Origin of the sequence: Pseudomonas sp. NBRC 111133, assembly GCF_001320605.1 — a bacterium.
In the GTDB taxonomy this organism is placed as follows: domain Bacteria; phylum Pseudomonadota; class Gammaproteobacteria; order Pseudomonadales; family Pseudomonadaceae; genus Aquipseudomonas; species Aquipseudomonas monteilii.
Genome location: NZ_BCBJ01000108.1, coordinates 13,178 through 34,785, shown reverse-complemented (window position 1 = coordinate 34,785; position 21,608 = coordinate 13,178). Strand labels below are relative to the sequence as shown.

The following is a 21,608-nucleotide window of genomic DNA, read 5'->3' as shown; positions in this document are numbered from 1 at the left end:
CCTGAAAATAGACGTTTCAGTGCACACCTGTACTTCTTTCACCAGGTGCGCTGTGACTTTCACCACAACGCAATAGTCTACCTGTAGGCTGCCGCCCCGAACGCGTTGCGTATCGGGCCGGCCGGGAAGGTTCATCCCCTGCCACAGGGGGTTATTGAGGAGCTCGCATGACCAAACAACACGCCTTTACTCGGGAAGACCTGCTGCGCTGCAGTCGCGGTGAGCTGTTCGGCCCAGGTAATGCGCAACTGCCCGCGCCGAACATGCTGATGGTCGATCGCATCACCCATATCAGCGAAGAAGGCGGCAAGTACGGCAAAGGTGAATTGGTCGCCGAGCTGGATATCAACCCGGACCTGTGGTTCTTCGCCTGCCACTTCGAAGGCGACCCGGTCATGCCGGGCTGCCTGGGCCTCGACGCCATGTGGCAGCTGGTGGGCTTCTTCCTCGGCTGGCAGGGCCTGCCAGGCCGCGGTCGTGCCCTGGGTTCGGGTGAAGTGAAATTCTTTGGCCAGGTATTGCCTGCTGCCAAGAAAGTCACCTACAACATTCACATCAAGCGCGTCCTGAAGGGCAAGCTGAACATGGCCATCGCCGATGGCTCGGTCAGCGTCGACGGCCGCGAGATCTACACTGCCGAAGGCCTGCGGGTCGGCGTGTTCACCTCCACTGACAATTTCTAAGGGTTATTCGCATGCGCCGCGTCGTTATCACTGGTCTGGGCATCGTGTCGTGCCTGGGCAATGACAAAGCTACCGTCACCGAAAACCTGCGCAACAGCCGTCCGGGTATCCGTTACAACCCGGAATACAAGGAAATGGGGCTGCGTAGCCAGGTTTCCGGGTCCATCGACCTCAACCTCGAAGAACTGATCGACCGCAAGGTCTACCGTTTCGTCGGCCACGCTGCTGCCTACGCCTACCTGGCGATGCAGGACGCGATCAAGGACGCCGGTCTGACCGAAGAGCAGGTTTCCAGCCCGCGTACCGGCCTGGTAGCTGGCTCTGGCGGCGCGTCGACCCTGAACCAGATGGAAGCGCTGGACACCCTGCGCGAGAAAGGCGTCAAGCGCGTCGGCCCATACCGCGTTACCCGCACCATGGGCAGCACCGTTTCGGCGTGCCTGGCCACCCCGTTCAAGATCAAGGGCATCAACTACTCGATCTCGTCGGCCTGCGCCACTTCGGCTCACTGCATCGGTACCGCGCTGGAGCAGATCCAGTGGGGCAAGCAAGACATCGTCTTCGCCGGTGGCGGTGAAGAAGAGCACTGGAGCCAGTCGTTCCTCTTCGATGCCATGGGCGCTCTGTCGACCAAGCGCAACGAAACCCCGGAACTGGCCTCGCGCGCCTACGACGCCGACCGTGATGGCTTCGTCATCGCTGGCGGTGGCGGCATGGTGGTGGTCGAGGAGCTGGAACACGCCCTGGCCCGTGGCGCCAAGATCTACGCCGAAATCGTTGGCTACGGCGCCACCTCCGACGGCTACGACATGGTTGCCCCGAGTGGCGAAGGTGCCATCCGCTGCATGCAGCAGGCACTGTCCACCGTCGACACCCCGATCGACTACCTGAACACCCACGGCACCTCGACCCCGGTCGGTGACGTTGCCGAGATCAAGGGCGTTCGCGCCGTGTTCGGCGACAAGGCACCGAAGATCAGCTCGACGAAGAGCCTGTCGGGCCACTCGCTGGGCGCCGCTGGCGTACACGAGGCGATCTACTGCCTGCTGATGATGGAAAACAACTTCATCGCCGGTTCCGCCAACATCGACGAGCTGGACCCGGAGGTCGCCGACCTGCCGATCCTGCGCAAAACCGAAGAAAACGCCAAGATCGACACGGTCATGAGCAACAGCTTCGGCTTCGGCGGCACCAACGCCACCCTGGTGCTCAAGCGCTGGGAAGGCAAGTAAGACGCTGATGCGGTAATCGAAAACGCCCCGACTGGTTCGGGGCGTTTTTATTTGTGTTGCCTGTACCGGCCTCTTCGCGGGTAAACCCGCTCCCACAGGTACTGCACAGCCCTCAAGAACTGTGGGGACCCTGTGGGAGCGGGTTCACCCGCGAAAGGGCCGGCACAGGCTATCGGTGAACCTTGGGCAACACCGCGAGAAAATTATCCCGCGCCACTTTGTTGGCCACCGCCTCCGGCAAGGCATCCAGAAACGGCCGGAACCCGTGCATCTGCTCCCCCAGGCTGCCAAACCGCCCCACCACGTCCGACCCCAGCATGAAACGCTCCGGGTACTGTTCCACCAACGCCACCCATTCCTTGCGCGGCACGCCTTGGTCGTCCAGCAGATACGGCTCCAGCACACTCCACGACAGGTCCACATACAGGTTCGGGTAGTCCTCCAGCAGCCGCGTCAGCACCGGCAGCAGAAAGTCCATCTGCGTCTGGTGCCGGTGTATCTCCATGCTGCTGCCGGCGTGCGCCCAGATAAACCGCGTGTGCGGGTGATTACGCAGCGGCTCTTCGATTTCCGCCAGGTACAACGGGTTGCGCTCGCGCTTGGAGGTAATGTTGGAATGCAGCAACACCGGCAGGTCACGCTCGGCCGCCAGGTGGTAGATACGCGTCATGGCTTCGTTGTTGGCGCGCGGCGTGTCGCCACTGGTCAGCGCTGTCAGGTCGTCGTGCCGGGTGAACACCTCGCCAATGCCCTGCCACAACCCCGGGTACAGGTCGAGCATCCGCTCGATGTGGCTGACTGCGTTCTTGTCTACCGGGTTGAAGCCCGTCAGAAACGGATGAAAGCGCTTACGCTGCGCTTCCGGCAATGGCTGCAGGGCTGCGGCCACATAGGTATCGGTCGCACTGTACCAATAGGCATCGGCATCGTCACCGGCGTAATAGCGCGGGCGTTTGGGCTCGTCCTCATGCCACTTCTTGGCCACTGGTATGCCGGAAATCATCGACTGCTCGATACCGGCAGCATCCATGGCCTTGATCAATGCCGCCATGCCTTCGCTTTCCTGGAAGAAGTCGACGTAGTGCAAGTGGGCATCGCTGTAGCGGTAGTCGCGCGCCTGCGCCGCCTGGCACAGCCAGCCAGTCAACAACACGCAGGCCAGCGCTTTGGCAATCATGGGCAGCTTCCTTCCAAGGGGGCGAAAACAGTAGACCGGCCGTTAAGCGAGACGGTTCAGCCGAAGCGGGCAAACCGCTATGCTGGAGGCATTTCCACTTCGCCTGGAGCCCACCCCATGAGCAGCCCCCTGATCATCCGCCCGCGCGCCGAATCGGTCGAGGGCCAGCCGATCCTGCGCCCGCTGCCAACGGCCCAGTGCCGCAGCGTCGGACCGTTCGTGTTTTTTGACCACATGCTGGAAACCGACTATGCCCCAGGGCATGGCATGGACATCCGCCAGCACCCGCATATCGGCCTGTCGACCCTGACCTACCTGTTCGAGGGCGCGATCCTGCACAAGGACAGCCTCGGCTCAGCGCAGCGGGTGCTGCCCGGCGATGTCAGCTGGATGACGGCTGGCAGCGGCGTGGCCCACGTGGAGCGTACGCCCGACGACGCCCTGGCTCATGGCTCGCGCCTGCATGGCTTGCAGGTATGGCTGGCCTCGCCGCGTGAACATGAACAAGGCGCGGCAAGCTATAGCCATCACCCGGCGGCGAGCCTGCCGGTCAGTGAAAACCTGGGGGTGCGCATTTGCATGATTGCCGGTAGCGGGTTCTGCCTGGAATCACCGGTGCCGGTGCTGTCTCCTACCCTTTATGCGCATGTGCGGATGCAGGCGGCTACGACGTTGCTGGTACCGACCGAGCATGCGCAACGAGCGCTGTATCTGCTGGATGGTGAGCTGCTGTTGAACGATGAAGACGTGGAGCCGTGCAGCCTGGTGGTGCTGCCGGAAGGCGAAGAGGTGGTGCTCTATGCAGAGGAAGAGTGCCAGCTGATGCTGATTGGCGGCGAGCCTTTGGATGGACCGCGGCGAATGAACTGGAATTTCGTGGCCAGTGACCCGGAGCTGATCGAGCGGGCCAGGGCAAGGTGGGCGGCGGGGGATTGGCCGGTGGTGCCGGGGGAAACCTCAAGAATCGAGTTGCCTAGGTAATTGGGGCCGCTTTGCGGCCCCAAATCACAGTCAGCGCTGGAACACTTCTGCCAGCAGATTGTGCATCGAACGGAACGCCCGCTCTGAGGTGCGCCGGTCATACTGCATCTTGCCCGGCACATTGGCACTCGGGTCGGTAAACGAGTGCACCGCCCCGCCATAGCTTAGCAACTGCCAATCCACCTTGGCCGCGTTCATCTCCTCCTCAAACGCCGGCAACTGCTCCTTCGGCACCAGCGGGTCGGAAGCCCCATGCAACACCAGCACCGAGCCCTTGATGCGTTTGGCATCCTCCGGGTTTGGCGTATCCAGCGTGCCATGGAACGACACCGCCGCACGCAAATCGGCGCCGGTACGGGCCAGCTCCAGCGCACAGCAGCCACCAAAGCAGAAGCCAAACGTGCCGACCTTGCCTGGCTCCAGCAGCGCCTTGGACTGCCCCAACAGCTGCGCCAGGGCTTCCTGCATGCGCTTGCGCAGTTCGCCCCGGTCGTTCTTCAGCGGCATCATCGCCGCGCCAGCCTCGTCGGCGTTAGACGGGCGCACCGACTGCCCGTACAGGTCGGCTATCAGCACCACATAGCCTTTCTCGGCCACTTCCTTGGCAATGCGCTCAGCCCCTTCGCCAATGCCCATCCAGTTCGGCGCCATCACCAGGCCTGGACGGCCCAGCGCCCCTGGCTCATAGACCAGGCGGCTTTCGTAGGTTTTGCCGGACAGGTGATAAACCAGCGATTCGACGATTACCTTGCTCATCAAGCACTCCTTAGGCACGTATTCTAAAAAGCCCGCCATGAAAAAAGCCCGCCGAAGCGGGCTTTCCCAAGCATCAACTCAAGCAGACAGCTCGACCAGCAGCTTGTTCAGGCGACGAACGTAGGCCGCCGGGTCCTTCAGGCTATCGCCGGCCGCCAGGGCCGCTTGATCGAACAGGATGTGCGACAGCTCGGCAAAACGGTCTTCACTCTGCTCGTTGTCCAGCTTTTCGATCAGCGGGTGGGTCGGGTTGAACTCGAAGATCGGCTTGGATTCCGGCACCTTCTGCCCGCTGGCCTCCAGAATCTGACGCATCTGCAGGCCCAGGTCCTGCTCGCCTATGGCCAGAATCGCTGGGGAGTCGGTCAGGCGGTGCGACACGCGCACTTCAGCCACGCTGTCACCCAGCGCGCCTTTCAGGCGCTCGACCAGGCCTTCCTTGTCCTTGGCCACTTCTTCCTGGGCTTTCTTGTCTTCTTCCGAATCCAGCTTGCCCAGGTCCAGGTCGCCACGGGCGACGTCGACAAAGGCCTTGCCGTCGAACTCGTTGAGGTAGCTCATCAGCCACTCGTCAATGCGGTCGGTCAGCAGCAGCACTTCGATGCCTTTCTTGCGGAAGACCTCCAGGTGCGGGCTGTTCTTGACCTGCGCATACGACTCGCCGGTGAGGTAGTAGATCTTGTCCTGGCCTTCCTTGGCGCGGGCCAGGTACTCGGCCAGGGCGACGCTCTGCTCGCCACTGTCGTCCTGGGTGGAGGCAAAGCGCAGCAGGCTGGCGATTTTCTCCTTGTTGGCGAAGTCTTCGGCCGGGCCTTCCTTCAGCACCTGGCCGAAGTTCTTCCAGAAGCCTTTGTACTGCTCGGGCTCGTTCTTCGCCAGTTTTTCCAGCATGTCGAGCACGCGCTTGGTCAGCGCGGTCTTCATCGAGTCGATGATCGGGTCTTTCTGCAGGATTTCACGCGACACGTTCAGCGACAGGTCGTTGGAGTCGACCACGCCCTTGATGAAGCGCAGGTACAGCGGCAGGAACGACTCGGCCTGGTCCATGATGAACACACGCTGCACGTACAGCTTCAGGCCACGCGGTGCTTCGCGCTGGTACAGGTCGAACGGCGCGCGGGCCGGCACATACAGCAGCGAATTGTATTCGAGCTTGCCTTCAACCTTGTTGTGGCTCCAGGCCAGTGGGTTTTCGAAGTCATGACCGATGTGCTTGTAGAACTCCTGGTACTCCTCGTCCTTCACCTCGGTGCGCGAACGGGTCCACAGCGCGCTGGCACGGTTGACGGTTTCCCACGCTTCAGCCGGCTGTTCTTCGCCTTCGGCGGCTGGTTCTTCTTTCGGCAGCTGGATAGGCAGGGCGATGTGGTCGGAGTACTTCTTGACCACGTTGCGCAGGCGCCAGCCATCGGCGAACTCTTTTTCTTCCTGCTTCAGGTGCAGGACGATGCGGGTGCCGCGCTGTGGCTTGTCGATGGTAGCGACTTCAAACTCGCCCTCGCCTTTCGACGACCAGTGCACACCTTCTGCGGCTGGCTGACCGGCACGGCGGCTGTACACGTCGACCTTGTCGGCCACGATGAACGCGGAGTAGAAGCCCACGCCGAACTGACCGATCAGGTGCGAGTCCTTCTTCTGGTCACCGGTGAGGTTCTTCATGAAGTCGGCAGTGCCGGACTTGGCAATGGTACCCAGGTGGGCGATGACGTCTTCACGGCTCATGCCGATGCCGTTGTCTTCGAGGGTGACGGTACCGGCGTCCTTGTCGAAGCTCAGGCGAATCTTCAGATCGGCGTCGCCTTCAAGCAGTTCTGGCTTGGCCAGGGCTTCGAAGCGCAGCTTGTCGGCCGCGTCGGAGGCGTTGGAAATCAGCTCCCGCAGGAAGATTTCCTTGTTCGAGTACAGCGAGTGAATCATGAGGTGCAGCAGTTGCTTTACCTCGGTCTGGAAGCCCAACGTTTCCTTTTGTGTTTCCACAGTCATGGTCTTCGAAACTCCGATCTGAGGGTAGTGGGCGCCTGGCGGCCAGTTCGGCCTGCGTTAGCGGCGGATGTCATTCAGATGGGGGCTGCCCGGATGATTTCAAGGGCTTTTCCGGTTCGATCTTGAAATGCGCGCGGGCCGTGGCAATGGGCGATTGCCTGTCGCCCTGCCAGGCGGTAATGGCGACATTCGTCACCCGTCGCCCTTGGCGCCATAGCTGGCACCGGGCGTAAGTATCGCGAAAAAGCCCGGCTCGCAGGTAGTCGATGGAGAAATCGATGATTTTCGGGATGCTCGCACTTTCGCTGTAGATCAACAGGTACAAAGCCGCAGACAGCTCCATGAACCCCGCAATCACACCACCATGGATGGCGGGCAGCAACGGGTTGCCGATGTTGTCCGGGCGGGCCGGCAGGCGGAACAGCAGGTCGTCGCCCTGACGCTCGCATTCGATACCAATCAGCCCGGCGTAAGGGATCAGCGCCAGCAATGGGCCGTAGTCGCCCACCGCGTGGGCGGCGTTGAGCTGTTGACGAACCGCATGTGGAATCATGCCCCGCCCTCCTTCAGGCTATTGCCAAAACGGATACCGCCCTTGATCTCCTGCCCCAGGCGCATGAACGTGCCCACCACCTGGCAAATCGGCTGTTCGGGATCGTCCTGGTAGGCGGTACCCCGGGTGAAGATCACGTCGCGGGTCACCCGGTAGCACTGGGCATGGCCGTAGATGTCCTTGCCAGCTTCGGCCGGGTGCATGTAGTCGATGCGCAGGTCCAGTGTCGGGCACACCTCGAAGCGCGGCAGCACGCACAGCGTGGCCATGCCGCAGGTGGTGTCCATCAGCGTGGTCAGGGCACCGCCATGCACAGCCCCGGTCTGCGGGTTGCCGACAATGGCTGCCGACCAGGGCATGATCAGTGTCATGCCATCGGCATCGGCTTTTGCCACACGCATCTGCAGTAACTGACAATGTTTAAGCGCCGAGAGAAAACGCTCGGCCATGGGCATCAAGGTTGAATCGCTCATTCGCTGTTTCCACCCGTACTGCCTCAGCGGCATAAAATCGTTAAAAAGTCTATATAGAACGGGGCGTTATATATCTGTAACCTTCGCGGAACTTATTCCGCGTAGTTGCACTCGAAGGAACAAGTCACTTATTCCACCAAGGAGAAACACCCCCATGCGTAAACCTTTTGCTTTTGCTCTGATGCTGGCCGCTGCCATGGGCCTGGCCGCTTGCGATAAAGCAAGCGAAGACAAAGCCCAGGACGCACAGCAACACGCCGAGCAAGCCCAGGAAAAAATGGGTGAAGCTCAGGATAAAATGAACGAGGCTGCCAAGGAAAACGCTGAAGCCGCCAAAGATCAGGCTGAAGCCGAGCAGAAGGCTGCTGAAGAAGCCGCTCCGGCTACTCCGGCTCCAGAAGCCGCCCCAGCCGCTCCGGCGACTGAAGCTGCCCCTGCTACTCCGGCAGAACCCGCCAAGCAGTAATTGGCTAAAACAAAAAAACCCGACGCTGTCGGGTTTTTTTGTGCCTGCCACTTAAAGATTAAACGTTTCAGTTGCCCGCCACGGTACTTTCCCTGCCCGGTTCGTTAGGCACACTTTCCGTGGGGGTGAACACCATCACATCCAGCACATCGGAATGGAACTCGCGGCGGTACAAAATAAAGACGACGCCGACACTCATGACCATGAACAGCCACGGGCTGATGAACCAGCTCAACATGGCCATGCCGAAGTAGTACGAGCGCAACCCCAGGTTGAACTGGTTGGCCGCCAGCGACAGCACACGCGCCGCCCGTGAGGCAAAGGCCTTGCGCTCCAGCTCATTGACCAACCGTTCACCGATCATCGGTGCAGAGCCCACCAGCACGGCGGCAAAGTTGTACTGGCGCATGCACCAGCTAAAGGTGAAGAAGGCGTAGACGAAAACCGTGGCCAGGCACAGCAACTTGATCTCCGACATGCCTTGGGAGGTCTGTTGCACCAACGGCAGGTCGGCCAGGAGCGACAGCGCCCGGTCAGAGGCACCGAGCACGGTAAGGATGCCGGCAAGAATGATCAGCGTGCTGGACGCAAAAAACGATGCGTTGCGCTCAAGGTTGCCGATTACGCTGGCATCGGCGATTCGGTTGTCGCGCAACAGCATGCGGCGCATCCAGTCTTCACGGTACAAGTGCAGCACGCTGGCCAGGCACGCGGTGTCACGCCCCTTCCAGATGGCATAACGGGTATAACCGCCCCAGCACAAGGCAAACCAGGCGATGGCCAGCAGGTTGTTGAAGTTGGTTTGGATGAAGTTCATGCAGGGTTCCCGAGTGGGCCAGATGCCTAGAGGATAGGGACCGGGTTTCGACGCTGGCAAGCGGAAAAAGGCACACATCCACCCTGAAAATCGCACTGTTCATGCCGCCAATAAAAAACCCCGCATCCTTCCGGATACGGGGTTTTCGAGTCTGGGCTGTTGGCGGGCACCCTTCTGGCTTGTGGCCGGTGCTGCCCTCAGGCTTCGACTATCAGGCCAGCGCTTCGCGCGGCTTGCCGAGCATGCGGTCGCAGGCCACGGCACCCACCAGGGTCACCACCGAAGGCACCAGCCAGGCCAGGCCTTGGTCGCTCAGTGGCAGGTGCGCCATGAAGTCCGGCAGCACATGGGCAATACTGCTGCCCTTGATCGCATCAACCATGCCGAACACCAGCGACACCAGCATCACCGGCGCCAGAATGCGGGTCGGCGAGTTCCACAGGTCCTTCACGAAGCTCAGGCCAACCACGACGATGCAAGGTGGGTAGATGGCGGTAAGCACCGGGATCGAGAACATGATCAGCTTGGTCAGGCCCAGGTTGGAGATCAACAGCGAGAAGCCCGCCAGGAGCACCACCAGTGCCCGGTACGACAGCGGCAGAATCTGGCTGAAGTACTCGGCGCAGGCGCAGGTCAGGCCGACAGCGGTCACCAGGCAGGCCAGCGCAATCAGCACGGCCAGGAAGCCGCTACCCAACGAACCGAAGGTGTGCTGCACGTAGGCATGCAGAACCGCCGCACCGTTGGTGGCGTCAGCCGCGATGTCGTGGCTGGTGGCACCCAGGCGGAACAGGCTGACGTACACCAACGCCAGGCCGACACCGGCGATCAGGCCGGCGATGATGGCGTAGCGGGTAATCAGCTTCGGCGACTCGACACCGCGCGAACGGATGGCATTGACGATGACGATACCGAACACCAGGGCACCCAGGGTGTCCATGGTCAGGTAACCATCGGAGAAGCCCTTGGAGAACGCTGCGGCGGCATAGGCCGGCTGCGCTTCACCAATGGTGCCGGCAGGCAGCGCGAAGGCGGCGATGCCCAGCACCGCCAGGGCGATGATCTTCAACGGCGCCAGGAAGCGGCCCACGGTATCGAGCAACTTGCCTGGGTACATGGACACGGCCAGCACCACGAGGAAGTACACCAGGCTGTAGATGAACAGCGCCAGCGGGCTTTCGCCGGTCAGCGGCGCAACACCCACTTCGAACGATACGGTCGCTGTGCGCGGGGTGGCGAACAGCGGGCCGACCGACAGGTAGCACACGGCCGCCAGCAGGCCACCGAAGAATTTGCCAATCGGGCTGCTCAGGGCATCCATGCCGCCGCCGACCTTGGCCAGGGCGACCACGGTGATGACCGGCAGGCCCACGGCGGTCACCAGGAAGCCCAGGGCCGCCATCCATACGTGCGGGCCAGACTGCAGACCGACGATAGGCGGGAAGATGATATTGCCTGCACCTACGAAAAGCGCAAACGTCATAAAGCCAAGCGCCAGGATATCCTGGCCTTTGAGAACTTTCATTTAAGGTAGTACCACACTGCTGAAATCGGGATTCGAGAGGGGATTTCCCTATGGGTGAGGGAAATGCTGCCCGGCTTTATAGGCCAGACCCGTTTAGCGTGTCGTTCCCTTTTGGGGAGCGGGCACAGAGTGAACGCGTAGACTAACCGTTTTACCCAACAAACGCACTGTTACAGTGCTGCTTGTCCGATGTGCGTACATGTTTGTCGTCTGGATATCTGTGTCGGGCGATAATTTATTGCCAATTAGTGCGAATGTCTGGTGGAAAAACCTGATGAGGGCTATCGAATTTTCCACCTTTACAAAAATGCCCAACGCTAAAACGACAAAGGCCACCCGAAGGTGGCCTCTGTGCGCGTGGGGGGTGTAGCAGTATTACTTCTTGGCTTCCCAGCCAGTCAGCTCGGCCAGGGCCTTGCCGATGTCAGCCAGGGAACGCACGGTCTTCACACCCGCGTCCTGCAGGGCGGCGAACTTCTCGTCCGCAGTGCCCTTGCCGCCGGAGATGATGGCGCCGGCGTGGCCCATGCGCTTGCCCGCAGGTGCGGTAACACCGGCGATGTAGGAAACAACAGGCTTGGTCACGTGGGCCTTGATGTAGGCCGCAGCTTCTTCTTCAGCCGAACCGCCGATCTCACCGATCATGACGATCGCTTCGGTCTTCGGGTCTTCCTGGAACAGCTTCAGGATGTCGATGAAGTTGGAGCCCGGGATCGGGTCACCGCCGATGCCGACGCAGGTCGACTGGCCGAAGCCGGCGTCGGTGGTCTGCTTCACAGCTTCGTAGGTCAGGGTGCCGGAGCGCGAAACGATACCGACCTTGCCTGGCAGGTGGATGTGACCTGGCATGATGCCGATCTTGCACTCGCCCGGGGTGATGACACCTGGGCAGTTAGGGCCGATCAGGGTAACGCCCAGCTCGTCGCACTTGACCTTGGCATCCAGCATGTCCAGGGTAGGAATGCCTTCGGTGATGCACACGATCAGCTTGATGCCACCGAAGGCCGCTTCCAGGATCGAGTCTTTGCAGAACGGAGCCGGTACGTAGATAACCGAAGCGTCAGCGCCGGTAGCTTCCACGGCTTCCTTGACGGTGTTGAACACCGGCAGGCCCAGGTGGGTGGTGCCACCCTTGCCTGGGGTTACGCCGCCGACCATCTTGGTGCCGTAGGCGATGGCTTGCTCGGAGTGGAAAGTACCCTGCGAGCCGGTGAAGCCCTGGCAGATGACTTTGGTGTCTTTATTGATCAGGACGCTCATTACTTGCCCTCCGCAGCTTTGACAACTTGTTGAGCAGCGTCGGTCAGGCTGGTTGCCGCAATGATGTTCAAACCGCTTTCTGCCAGTACTTTAGCGCCCAGTTCGGCGTTGTTACCTTCAAGGCGAACAACAACCGGAACTTTAACGCCGACTTCTTTCACTGCACCGATGATGCCTTCGGCAATCATGTCGCAGCGAACGATGCCGCCGAAGATGTTGACCAGAACGGCCGCGACATTGCTGTCGGACAGAATGATCTTGAACGCTTCGGTAACGCGCTCTTTGGTAGCACCGCCGCCAACGTCGAGGAAGTTGGCTGGTTTGCCGCCGTGCAGGTTGACGATGTCCATGGTACCCATGGCCAGGCCGGCACCGTTGACCATGCAGCCGATGTTGCCTTCGAGGGCAACGTAGTTCAGTTCGAACTTGGCAGCGTGGGCTTCACGGGCGTCGTCCTGCGACGGGTCGTGGAAGGTTTTCAGCTTAGGCTGACGGTACATGGCGTTGGCGTCGATGTTGATCTTGGCATCGAGGCAGTGCAGGTCGCCGTCGGCCTTGATCACCAGCGGGTTCACTTCCAGCAGCGCCAGGTCGTGATCCTTGAACAGCTTGGCCAGGCCCACGAAGATCTTGGCGAACTGTTGAACTTGCTTGCCTTCCAGACCCAGCTGGAATGCCAGCTCGCGACCCTGGAACGGCTGAGCGCCGACCAGTGGGTCGATGGTGGCCTTGAGGATTTTCTCAGGCGTTTCGTGAGCGACTTTCTCGATGTCCACGCCACCTTCGGTGGAAGCCATGAACACGATACGGCGGCTCGAACGATCGACTACAGCGCCCAGGTACAGCTCTTTGGCGATGTCAGTGCAGGATTCGACCAGAATCTTGGAGACGGGTTGACCGTTGGCATCAGTCTGGTAGGTAACCAGATTCTTGCCCAACCACTGTGCAGCGAACGCCTTGGCGTCTTCCTTGCTGCGAACCAGCTTGACGCCGCCCGCTTTACCGCGACCACCCGCGTGAACCTGGGCTTTTACCACCCACTCGTTCCCGCCGATCTTGTCGCAGGCTTCTGCAGCTTGCTCAGGGGTATCGACTGCGAAACCCTTGGAAACTGGCAGGCCGTATTCAGCGAACAGCTGCTTACCCTGATACTCGTGAAGATTCATGCTTTTTACCGTCTTCGTTAGGTACTGCGCTTCGGCGCTGCGCCATTACTGGCGCCGCACCACCTGTGACCGTTGACCCCGGGTTTTCCCGTGTGATCCGGTCCGGCGGACGTTCCGCGGTGAGTCATGCACGCAAGACTCACGACGGGCTGCCCGCCGTGGTTTCTTATAATTAACGCTTCTTACGGTTGGCCACGTGAATGGCGCCGCCATTCACTGCCAGCGCTGCTTCATGCAACGCTTCGGACAGGGTTGGATGGCTGAAGACCATCATGCCCAGATCCTCGGCACTGGTGCCGAATTCCATTGCGATTGCACCCTGCTGCACCAGTTCGGCAGCCGATGGGCCAATCACGTGTACACCCAGGACGCGGTCGGTCTTGGCATCGGCGATGACCTTGACGAAACCACCGGTGTCGTTGGCTGCCATCGCACGGCCGCTGGCCGCGAACGGGAAGGTGCCCACGTTAACCTCAACGCCTTCGGCCTTCAAGGCCTGTTCGGTCTTGCCGACCCACGCAATTTCCGGGTGGGTGTAGATAACCGAAGGGATCAGGTCGTAGTTCATCTGGGCCTTGTGGCCTTTGATGCGCTCGACAACCATGATGCCCTCTTCCGAAGCCTTGTGGGCCAGCATCATGCCGCGTACCACGTCACCGATGGCGTAGACGCCCGGCACGCTGGTAGCGCAGTAGTCGTCGACGAAGATGTAGCCACGCTCGTCGATGGTCACGCCGCTGTCGGCCGCCAGCAGGTCGGTGGTTACAGGGCGACGGCCGACCGCAACGATCAGCTTGTCGAAGGTGATCTTCTGCTCGCCTTCGGCGTTGGTGTAGGTCACTTCAACTTCGTTGCCGTTGACTTTCGAGCCGGTGACGCGAGCGCCCAGCTTGATGTCCAGGCCTTGCTTGGTCAGGGTCTTCTGGGCTTCTTTCGACACGGCGGTGTCGGCAGCCATCAGGAAGGTGTCCAGGGCTTCCAGAACGGTGACTTCAGCACCCAGGCGAGCCCAGACCGAGCCCAGCTCCAGGCCGATCACGCCGGCACCGATAACGCCCAGGCGCTTCGGTACGGCCTGGAATTCCAGGGCGCCGGTGGAGTCGACGATGACGTTCTGGTCGACTGGAGCCGGCGGAATGTCGATCGGGCGCGAGCCGGAAGCCAGGATCACGTTCTCGGCTTCGATGACTTCGGTGGTGCCGTCAGCCTTGGTGACTTCGACTTTCTTGCCAGCCAGCAGCTTGCCGTGGCCCTGGATCGAAGTAACGCCGTTGGCCTTGAACAGCGTGGCAACGCCACCGGTCAGGTTCTTGACGATGCCAGCCTTGCGGCCAACCATCGCGGCGACGTCCATCTTCACTTCGCCCGTGGAGATACCGTGGACATTGAAGCTCTCTTTGGCTTCCTTGTATTTCCAGGAGCTGTCCAGCAGCGCCTTGGAAGGAATGCAACCTACGTTCAGGCAGGTACCGCCCAGGGCCAGCTTGCCCTCGGCGTCGGTGTACTTCTCGATACAGGCAGTCTTCAGACCAAGTTGGGCAGCCTTGATGGCAGCCACATAGCCGCCAGGACCTGCACCAATCACCACTACGTCGAATTTCTGGGTCATAAAAGATTCCTTATCAGCTACAAGCTACAAGCCGCGAACCGCGCGGCATGGCTTCTTGCGAAGCCAGGGCCGGCACGGTACGCAGCCAGAGGGTTAGATGTCCAGCAGCAGGCGAGACGGATCTTCCAGCAGGTTCTTGATGGTGACCAGGAAGGTTACCGCTTCCTTGCCGTCGATCAGGCGGTGATCGTACGACAGCGCCAGGTACATCATCGGGCGAATCACGACCTGGCCATTGATGGCCATCGGACGCTGGATGATGTTGTGCATGCCGAGGATGGCGGCCTGCGGCGGGTTGACGATCGGGGTCGACATCATCGAACCGAAGGTACCACCGTTGGTGATGGTGAAGGTGCCGCCGGTCATCTCTTCGATGGCCAGCTTGCCGTCACGGGCCTTCTTGCCGAAGGTGGCGATGCCGTTCTCGATTTCAGCCAGGCTCATCGACTCGGCGTTACGCAGTACCGGTACCACCAGGCCACGGTCGCTGGACACGGCAACACCGACGTCGGCGTAGCCGTGGTAGACGATGTCGTTGCCGTCGATCGAGGCGTTGACAGCCGGGAAGCGCTTCAGGGCTTCGGTGGCGGCCTTGACGAAGAACGACATGAAGCCCAGGCGTACGCCGTTGTGGGTCTTCTCGAACAGGTCCTTGTACTTCGAACGCAGGGCCATGACTTCGGTCATGTCCACTTCGTTGAAGGTGGTCAGCATGGCCATGCTCGACTGGGCTTCGACCAGACGCTCGGCAATCTTGGCACGCAGGCGGGTCATCGGCACGCGCTTCTCGGTGCGGTCGCCAGCAGCGACGACAACCGGGGCAGCAGCAGCGGCAGCAGGCTTGGCAGCCGGGGCAGCGGCAGGCGCCGACTTCTTGTTGGCGACGGCAGCTACGACGTCTTCCTTGGTGATGCGGCCACCTTTGCCAGTGCCTGCAACGCCAGCCAGGTCGATGCCGTTTTCTTCAGCCAGCTTGCGCGCGGCCGGCGCAGCGATCGGGTCGTCTTCGCCAGCATCGGCAGCAGCGGCAGCCGGAGCAGCAGCGGCCGGGGCAGCAGCAGGTGCAGCGGCGGCAGCGCCGCCTTCAACGATCGAACCCAGTACTTCGTCGGACAGGACGGTGTCGCCCTCGCCCTTGACGATGGCGCCCAGCACGCCGTCGGCGGTGGCCAGTACTTCCAGGACGACCTTGTCGGTCTCGATGTCGACGATCAGCTCGTCACGCTTGACGGCTTCGCCCGGCTGCTTGTGCCAGGTGGCAACGGTGCCATCGGCAACCGATTCCGGGAAGGTTGGGGCTTTGATCTCGATAGCCATTATCAGTGTTTCCTTAAATTCGGTTTCAGGTGCGCGAAGGCGTTAGACAGTGAAGGCGTCTTGCAGCAGTTTTTCCTGCTGTTCGGCGTGCTTCGAAGCGTAACCACAGGCTGGCGCGGCAGAAGCGTCGCGGCCGGCGTATTCCAGGACCAGCGCCTTGTTGTGGCGGCCCAGGATACGGCGCATGTGGTGCTGGCTGCTGTACCAGGCGCCCTGGTTCATCGGCTCTTCCTGACACCAGACCGCATGCTTGAGGTTGGTGTACGGCGCCAGGATTTCGACCAGGTCGTCCTCCGGGAACGGATACAGCTGCTCGATACGCACGATGGCGATGTCTTCGCGGCCTTCGGCACGGCGTTTTTCCAGCAGGTCGTAGTAAACCTTGCCACCGCACAGGACCAGACGTTCGACCTTGGCCGGATCGAGGGTGTCGATTTCCGGGATCACGGTCTGGAACGAGCCTTCGGCCAGGTCTTCCAGGGTCGAGATGGCCAGCTTGTGGCGCAGCAGCGACTTTGGCGTCAGCACGATCAGCGGCTTGCGCAGCGGACGGATGACCTGACGACGCAGCAGGTGGTAGATCTGAGCCGGGGTGGTCGGTACGCACACCTGGATGTTGTGCTCGGCGCACAGCTGCAGGTAACGCTCCAGACGCGCGGAGGAGTGCTCCGGGCCCTGCCCTTCATAACCGTGTGGCAGCAGCATGGTCAGGCCACACAGACGGCCCCACTTGTGCTCGCCGCTGGTGATGAACTGGTCGATCACCACTTGCGCACCGTTGGCGAAGTCGCCGAACTGGGCTTCCCAGATCACCAGCGCGTTCGGCGTGGTGGTCGAGTAGCCGTATTCGAAGGCCAGTACCGCTTCTTCCGACAGGAAGGAGTCGTACAGCTCGAACATTGGCTGGCTCGGGAACAGGTTCTTCAGCGGTACGTAGGTGCTGGCGTCCTTCTGGTTGTGCAGCACCGCGTGACGGTGCGAGAAGGTGCCACGGCCGATGTCCTGGCCGGTCATGCGGATCGGGTGACCTTCGAACTGCAGGGTGGCGTAAGCCATGGTCTCTGCATAACCCCAGTTGATCGGCAAGCCACCGGCCTGCATCTTCTGGCGGTCTTCGTAGATCTTTGACACCTGGCGCTGAACGACGAAGCCTTCCGGAATTTCCAGCAGCTTGGCCGACAGGTCTTGCAGGGTCTTGAGGTCGAAACGGGTGTCGTGACGTGCGGTCCAGGCATGGCCCAGGTACGGGCGCCAGTCAACGAACAGCTCGCGGTTCGGCTCCTTGACCAGGCTCTTCACAACGTGCAGGCCGTTGTCCAGCGCGTTGCGGTACTCGTCGATCTTGGCCTGGGCGCGCTCGGCATCAATGCGGCCGGCCTGGATCAGTGCCTCGGCGTACAGCTCACGGGTAGTACGCTGCTTGCTGATTTGCTGATACATCAGCGGCTGGGTACCGTTTGGCTCGTCGGCCTCGTTGTGGCCGCGACGACGGTAGCAGACCAGGTCGATCACCACGTCACGCTTGAACTGCATGCGGTAGTCGATCGCCAGCTGGGTGACGAACAGCACCGCTTCAGGGTCATCGCCGTTCACGTGCAGGATCGGCGCCTGGATCATCTTGGCAACGTCGGTGGCGTACTCGGTAGAGCGCGCGTCCAGCGGGTTGCTGATGGTGAAACCCACCTGGTTGTTGATCACGATGTGCACGGTGCCACCGGTCTTGAAACCGCGGGTCTGCGACATCTGGAAGGTTTCCATGACCACGCCCTGGCCGGCGAACGCTGCGTCGCCGTGGATCGAGATCGGCAGTACCTTGTCACCAACGGTGTCGTTGCGGCGGTCCTGACGGGCGCGCACCGAACCTTCGACCACTGGCGATACGATTTCCAGGTGGGACGGGTTGAACGCCATGGCCAGGTGCACTTCGCCACCGGCGGTCATCACGTTCGACGAGAAGCCCTGGTGATACTTCACGTCACCGGAGCCCAGCTCGTTCATCTTCTTGCCTTCGAACTCGTCGAACAGCTCGCGCGGGTTCTTGCCGAAGGTGTTCACCAAGACGTTCAGACGGCCACGGTGGGCCATGCCGATCACGACTTCCTTGGTGCCGTAGGAGCCGGAGCGCTGGATCATCTCGTCCAGCATCGGGATCAGGCTTTCGCCGCCCTCAAGGCCGAAACGCTTGGTGCCTGGGTACTTGGTGCCCAGGTATTTTTCAAGGCCTTCACCGGCAGTCACGCGCTCGAGCAGGTGAGCCTGCACGTCAGCGGAAAACTCCGGACGGCCGCGCACGCTTTCCAGGCGCTGCTGGAACCAGCTGCGCTGCTCGGAATCGACGATGTGGGTGAACTCGGCGCCAATGGTGCGACAATATGTCTTCTGGAGCGCCTCGAAGATCTCGCGTAGGCTCGCCTCCTCTTTGCCGATGAACAGGTCGCCGGCACGGAAGGTCGTATCAAGATCGGCATTGGTCAAGCCGTAGTGATTGATCGACAGGTCTACGGGCGCAGGACGCTGCCACAACCCCAACGGGTCGAGCTTGGCAGCCTGATGGCCGCGCATACGATAGGCCTGGATCAGTCGCAGAACTTCAACCTGCTTCTTCTCGTGTTCACTGCTCACGCTCCCGGCGGATACCGGTTGGGCGCGGCGCTGGTTCTTTGCCAGCAGTACGAAATGGTCGCGGATTGTCGAGTGCGATACATCGGTAGCGGTGCTGCCGTCGGCGGGCAACTTCTGGAAGTAGGTGCGCCACTCTTCTGGCACAGCGTTAGGGTCGTGCAGGTAGAGCTCGTAGAGCTCTTCCACATATGCAGCGTTACCACCTGAAAGGTGGGCGCTTTCCCACATGCGCTGCATCACGCTTTCTTGCATGCTTGGTCACCCTCGATTAGGGGACTGATCGGCGAGAGCCACAGCAAACCTGGAAAAGTCCGAATACAGCGACTGAACCACGCCACTAGGATCCTGCTGATTTTCCGGGTACCAGCCCGGAAAGCCCCTGCTGGTCTCATATCTTCATAGGTAATGAACGCAGGCTTTGTGGGCCCTTGTTCGGGTTTTACCTCAGTGCGGGCTCACCACCCGCACCTCGGCTTACTGCAGGTACAACACGTTGTATCAGGTGCCGCTTTGCAGCAGCATGTTACGTACGTGACCGATTGCCTTGGTCGGGTTCAGACCTTTCGGGCAAACGTTTACGCAGTTCATGATCCCGCGGCAGCGGAATACGCTGAACGGGTCATCCAGGGACGCCAGGCGCTCCTGAGTCTTGGTGTCGCGGCTGTCAGCCAGGAAGCGGTAGGCTTGCAGCAGTGCAGCCGGGCCCAGGAACTTGTCCGGGTTCCACCAGAACGACGGGCAGGACGTCGAGCAGCACGCGCACAGGATGCACTCGTACAGGCCGTCCAGCTTGTCACGGTCTTCCGGCAACTGCAGGCGCTCGATGGCCGGTGCCGGGGTATCGTTCTGCAGGAACGGCTTCACCTTCTCGTACTGCTTGTAGAAGATGCTCATGTCGACCACCAGGTCACGAATGACCGGCAGGCCTGGCAGTGGGCGCAGAACCAGCTTGTTGCCCTTGACCACACCCGACAGCGGGGTGATGCAGGCCAGGCCGTTCTTGCCGTTCATGTTCATGCCGTCAGAACCGCACACGCCTTCACGGCAGGAGCGACGGTACGAGAAACCTTCGTCCTTTTCCTTGATCAGCGCCAATACATCGAGAACCATCAGGTCCTTGCCGCCGGTATCGACGTCGAACGACTCCATCTTGGGCGCCGAGTCGGTGTCCGGGTTGTAACGATAAACTTCGACTTTCAACATAGCAGCCACCCTTAGTAAGTCCGGACTTTTGGTTCGAAGGCTGGAACAGTCTTCGGCGCAAAGTTGACGCCGCGCTTGGCAACGCGCTTCTCACCCGGGTAGTACAGGGTGTGGCACAGCCAGTTTTCGTCGTCACGGTCTTCGAAGTCTTCACGGGCGTGAGCGCCGCGGGACTCTTTACGGGCTTCGGCCGCGATGGCAGTCGCTTCGGCGACTTCCAGCAGGTTCTGCAGCTCCAGCGCTTCGATACGCGCGGTGTTGAAGGCCTGGGACTTGTCGTTGATCTTGACGTTGGCGATACGCTCGCGCAGGCCAGCCAGCTGCTCGATACCCTTCAGCATGTATTCGCCAGTACGGAATACACCGAAGTAGTTCTGCATGCAGCTCTGCAGCTCGCGCTTCAGGCTCGCAACGTCTTCACCCGTGGTACGCCCGTTGAGGTTGTTCAGGCGGCTCAGGGCAACATCGATGTCGGTGTCGCTGGCGTCGAGATGCTCGATGCCGTCGCTCAGCGCCTTCTCCAGGTGCAGGCCGGCAGCACGGCCGAATACCACCAGGTCGAGCAGCGAGTTGCCGCCCAGGCGGTTGGCACCGTGAACCGACACGCACGCCACTTCACCTACGGCGAACAGGCCCGGGATGATGTGATCCTGGCCTTCGGCGTCCATGGTGATGGCCTGGCCATGGATGTTGGTGGCAACGCCGCCCATCATGTAGTGGCAGGTCGGCACGACCGGAACCGGCGCGACCACTGGGTCGACGTGGGCGAAGGTCTTGGACAGTTCGCAGATACCTGGCAGGCGGCTGTGCAGCACTTCCTCGCCCAGGTGGTCCAGCTTCAGCAGTACGTGGTCCTTGTTCGGGCCCACGCCGTTGCCGGCGATGATTTCCTTGACCATGGAACGGGCAACCACGTCGCGGCCGGCCAGGTCTTTCGCGTTCGGCGCGTAACGCTCCATGAAGCGCTCGCCGTGGGCGTTGATCAGGTAGCCACCTTCACCACGGCAACCCTCGGTTACCAGTACACCGGCGCCGGCGATACCGGTCGGGTGGAACTGCCACATCTCGATGTCCTGCACCGGTACGCCTGCACGCAGGGCCATGCCGATACCGTCACCGGTGTTGATCAGGGCGTTGGTGGTGGAGGCGTAGATACGACCGGCACCGCCAGTGGCCAGAACAGTGGCCTTGGACTTGATGTACATGGTTTCGCCGGTTTCGATGCAGATTGCGATCACACCGACGAACGCACCTTCCTGGTTCTTCACCAGGTCAACCGCGTAGTACTCGTTGAGGAAGGTAGTGCCTGCCTTCAGGTTGCCCTGGTACAGGGTGTGCAGCAGCGCGTGACCGGTACGGTCGGAAGCGGCACAGGTACGGGCGGCCTGGCCACCTTTACCGAAGTCCTTGGACTGGCCACCGAACGGACGCTGGTAGATACGACCGGTTTCGGTACGCGAGAACGGCAGGCCCATGTGGTCCAGCTCGAAGACCGCAGCCGGGCCTTCCTGACACATGTACTCGATAGCGTCCTGGTCACCGATGTAGTCGGAACCCTTGACGGTATCGTACATGTGCCAACGCCAGTCGTCGTTCGGGTCGGCCGAAGCGATGGCGCAGGTGATGCCGCCCTGGGCGGATACAGTGTGCGAACGGGTCGGGAAGACCTTGGTGACTACGGCAGTCTTGTGGCCGCCTTGAGCCAGTTGCAGCGCGGCGCGCATGCCGGCGCCGCCGCCACCGATGATGATGGCGTCGAAGGAAATGGTTGGAATGCTAGCCATG

18 protein-coding genes are annotated in these 21,608 nt (G+C 61.1%); 4 read left to right on the top strand and 14 right to left on the bottom strand.

Annotation, left to right across the window (positions count from 1 at the left end):
* Positions 1-167: 167 nt before the first annotated feature.
* Positions 168-683, top strand: a complete 516-nt coding sequence (fabA, locus tag APH36_RS24440) for a 3-hydroxyacyl-[acyl-carrier-protein] dehydratase FabA (RefSeq protein WP_051098991.1) — start codon at positions 168-170, stop codon at positions 681-683.
* A gap of 11 nt (positions 684-694) precedes the next feature.
* Entirely contained in the window at positions 695-1,915 is a 1,221-nt protein-coding gene (gene fabB / locus APH36_RS24435) for a beta-ketoacyl-ACP synthase I (protein WP_019099700.1), read from the top strand.
* A gap of 169 nt (positions 1,916-2,084) precedes the next feature.
* Here the strand turns inward: fabB and APH36_RS24430 are convergent, their stop codons facing one another.
* The gene (locus APH36_RS24430; RefSeq protein WP_060500850.1) at positions 2,085-3,092 is read right to left on the bottom strand and encodes an amidohydrolase family protein; all 1,008 of its coding nucleotides are present in this window, start codon (positions 3,090-3,092) and stop codon (positions 2,085-2,087) included.
* Positions 3,093-3,209: 117 nt separating this feature from the next.
* Here APH36_RS24430 and APH36_RS24425 point away from each other — a divergent pair, with 117 nt between their 5' ends.
* Positions 3,210-4,073 (top strand): pirin family protein, encoded by an 864-nt coding sequence (locus tag APH36_RS24425; RefSeq protein ID WP_060500848.1) that lies wholly within the window; start codon positions 3,210-3,212, stop codon positions 4,071-4,073.
* Positions 4,074-4,103: 30 nt separating this feature from the next.
* Here APH36_RS24425 and APH36_RS24420 read toward each other — a convergent pair whose 3' ends face one another.
* The 4 genes from APH36_RS24420 to APH36_RS24405 form a co-directional block, all read right to left on the bottom strand.
* Entirely contained in the window at positions 4,104-4,829 is a 726-nt protein-coding gene (locus APH36_RS24420) for a dienelactone hydrolase family protein (RefSeq protein ID WP_060500846.1), read from the bottom strand.
* Positions 4,830-4,907: 78 nt separating this feature from the next.
* Positions 4,908-6,812 carry a molecular chaperone HtpG gene (gene htpG / locus APH36_RS24415; RefSeq protein WP_060500843.1) on the bottom strand — a complete coding sequence of 635 codons (1,905 nt, stop codon included), beginning with the start codon at positions 6,810-6,812 and terminating at the stop codon, positions 4,908-4,910.
* A gap of 70 nt (positions 6,813-6,882) precedes the next feature.
* Positions 6,883-7,365 (bottom strand): PaaI family thioesterase, encoded by a 483-nt coding sequence (locus tag APH36_RS24410; RefSeq protein WP_060500841.1) that lies wholly within the window; start codon positions 7,363-7,365, stop codon positions 6,883-6,885.
* Positions 7,362-7,838 carry a PaaI family thioesterase gene (locus APH36_RS24405; protein WP_060500839.1) on the bottom strand — a complete coding sequence of 159 codons (477 nt, stop codon included), beginning with the start codon at positions 7,836-7,838 and terminating at the stop codon, positions 7,362-7,364. Before APH36_RS24405 ends, APH36_RS24410 begins: the two co-directional genes overlap by 4 nt.
* Before the next feature lie 154 nt (positions 7,839-7,992).
* Between APH36_RS24405 and APH36_RS24400 the strand changes: the two genes are divergently transcribed.
* The gene (locus tag APH36_RS24400; protein ID WP_060500837.1) at positions 7,993-8,304 is read left to right on the top strand and encodes a hypothetical protein; all 312 of its coding nucleotides are present in this window, start codon (positions 7,993-7,995) and stop codon (positions 8,302-8,304) included.
* A 67-nt stretch (positions 8,305-8,371) separates the two neighbouring features.
* On the opposite strand, the gene APH36_RS24395 is transcribed toward APH36_RS24400, so the two are convergent.
* The 9 genes from APH36_RS24395 to sdhA all read right to left on the bottom strand — a co-directional run bounded on the left by APH36_RS24395 (position 8,372) and on the right by sdhA (position 21,607).
* A complete protein-coding gene (locus APH36_RS24395) occupies positions 8,372-9,121 on the bottom strand; it encodes a DUF599 domain-containing protein (protein ID WP_060500834.1) in 750 nt (249 codons plus the stop codon).
* A 211-nt stretch (positions 9,122-9,332) separates the two neighbouring features.
* Positions 9,333-10,646, bottom strand: coding sequence for a branched-chain amino acid transport system II carrier protein (gene brnQ / locus APH36_RS24390; RefSeq protein WP_060500832.1), 1,314 nt, complete (start codon positions 10,644-10,646; stop codon positions 9,333-9,335).
* A 375-nt stretch (positions 10,647-11,021) separates the two neighbouring features.
* Positions 11,022-11,906: a succinate--CoA ligase subunit alpha gene (sucD, locus tag APH36_RS24385; protein WP_003254203.1), complete on the bottom strand. Its 885-nt coding sequence runs from the start codon at positions 11,904-11,906 to the stop codon at positions 11,022-11,024.
* Positions 11,906-13,072, bottom strand: a complete 1,167-nt coding sequence (gene sucC / locus APH36_RS24380) for an ADP-forming succinate--CoA ligase subunit beta (RefSeq protein WP_003254205.1) — start codon at positions 13,070-13,072, stop codon at positions 11,906-11,908. The genes sucD and sucC overlap by 1 nt, the downstream gene beginning before the upstream one ends.
* A 172-nt stretch (positions 13,073-13,244) precedes the next feature.
* A complete protein-coding gene (lpdA, locus tag APH36_RS24375) occupies positions 13,245-14,681 on the bottom strand; it encodes a dihydrolipoyl dehydrogenase (protein ID WP_003254207.1) in 1,437 nt (478 codons plus the stop codon).
* 93 nt (positions 14,682-14,774) lie between these two features.
* Positions 14,775-15,998 carry a 2-oxoglutarate dehydrogenase complex dihydrolipoyllysine-residue succinyltransferase gene (odhB, locus tag APH36_RS24370; protein ID WP_060500829.1) on the bottom strand — a complete coding sequence of 408 codons (1,224 nt, stop codon included), beginning with the start codon at positions 15,996-15,998 and terminating at the stop codon, positions 14,775-14,777.
* Between the two features lie 42 nt (positions 15,999-16,040).
* On the bottom strand, positions 16,041-18,872 hold the full coding sequence (locus APH36_RS24365) for a 2-oxoglutarate dehydrogenase E1 component (protein WP_060500827.1): 2,832 nt from the start codon (positions 18,870-18,872) through the stop codon (positions 16,041-16,043).
* Positions 18,873-19,118: 246 nt separating this feature from the next.
* Positions 19,119-19,823 carry a succinate dehydrogenase iron-sulfur subunit gene (locus APH36_RS24360; protein WP_060500825.1) on the bottom strand — a complete coding sequence of 235 codons (705 nt, stop codon included), beginning with the start codon at positions 19,821-19,823 and terminating at the stop codon, positions 19,119-19,121.
* A gap of 11 nt (positions 19,824-19,834) precedes the next feature.
* Positions 19,835-21,607 (bottom strand): succinate dehydrogenase flavoprotein subunit, encoded by a 1,773-nt coding sequence (gene sdhA, locus APH36_RS24355; RefSeq protein WP_060500822.1) that lies wholly within the window; start codon positions 21,605-21,607, stop codon positions 19,835-19,837.
* Position 21,608 lies beyond the last annotated feature (1 nt).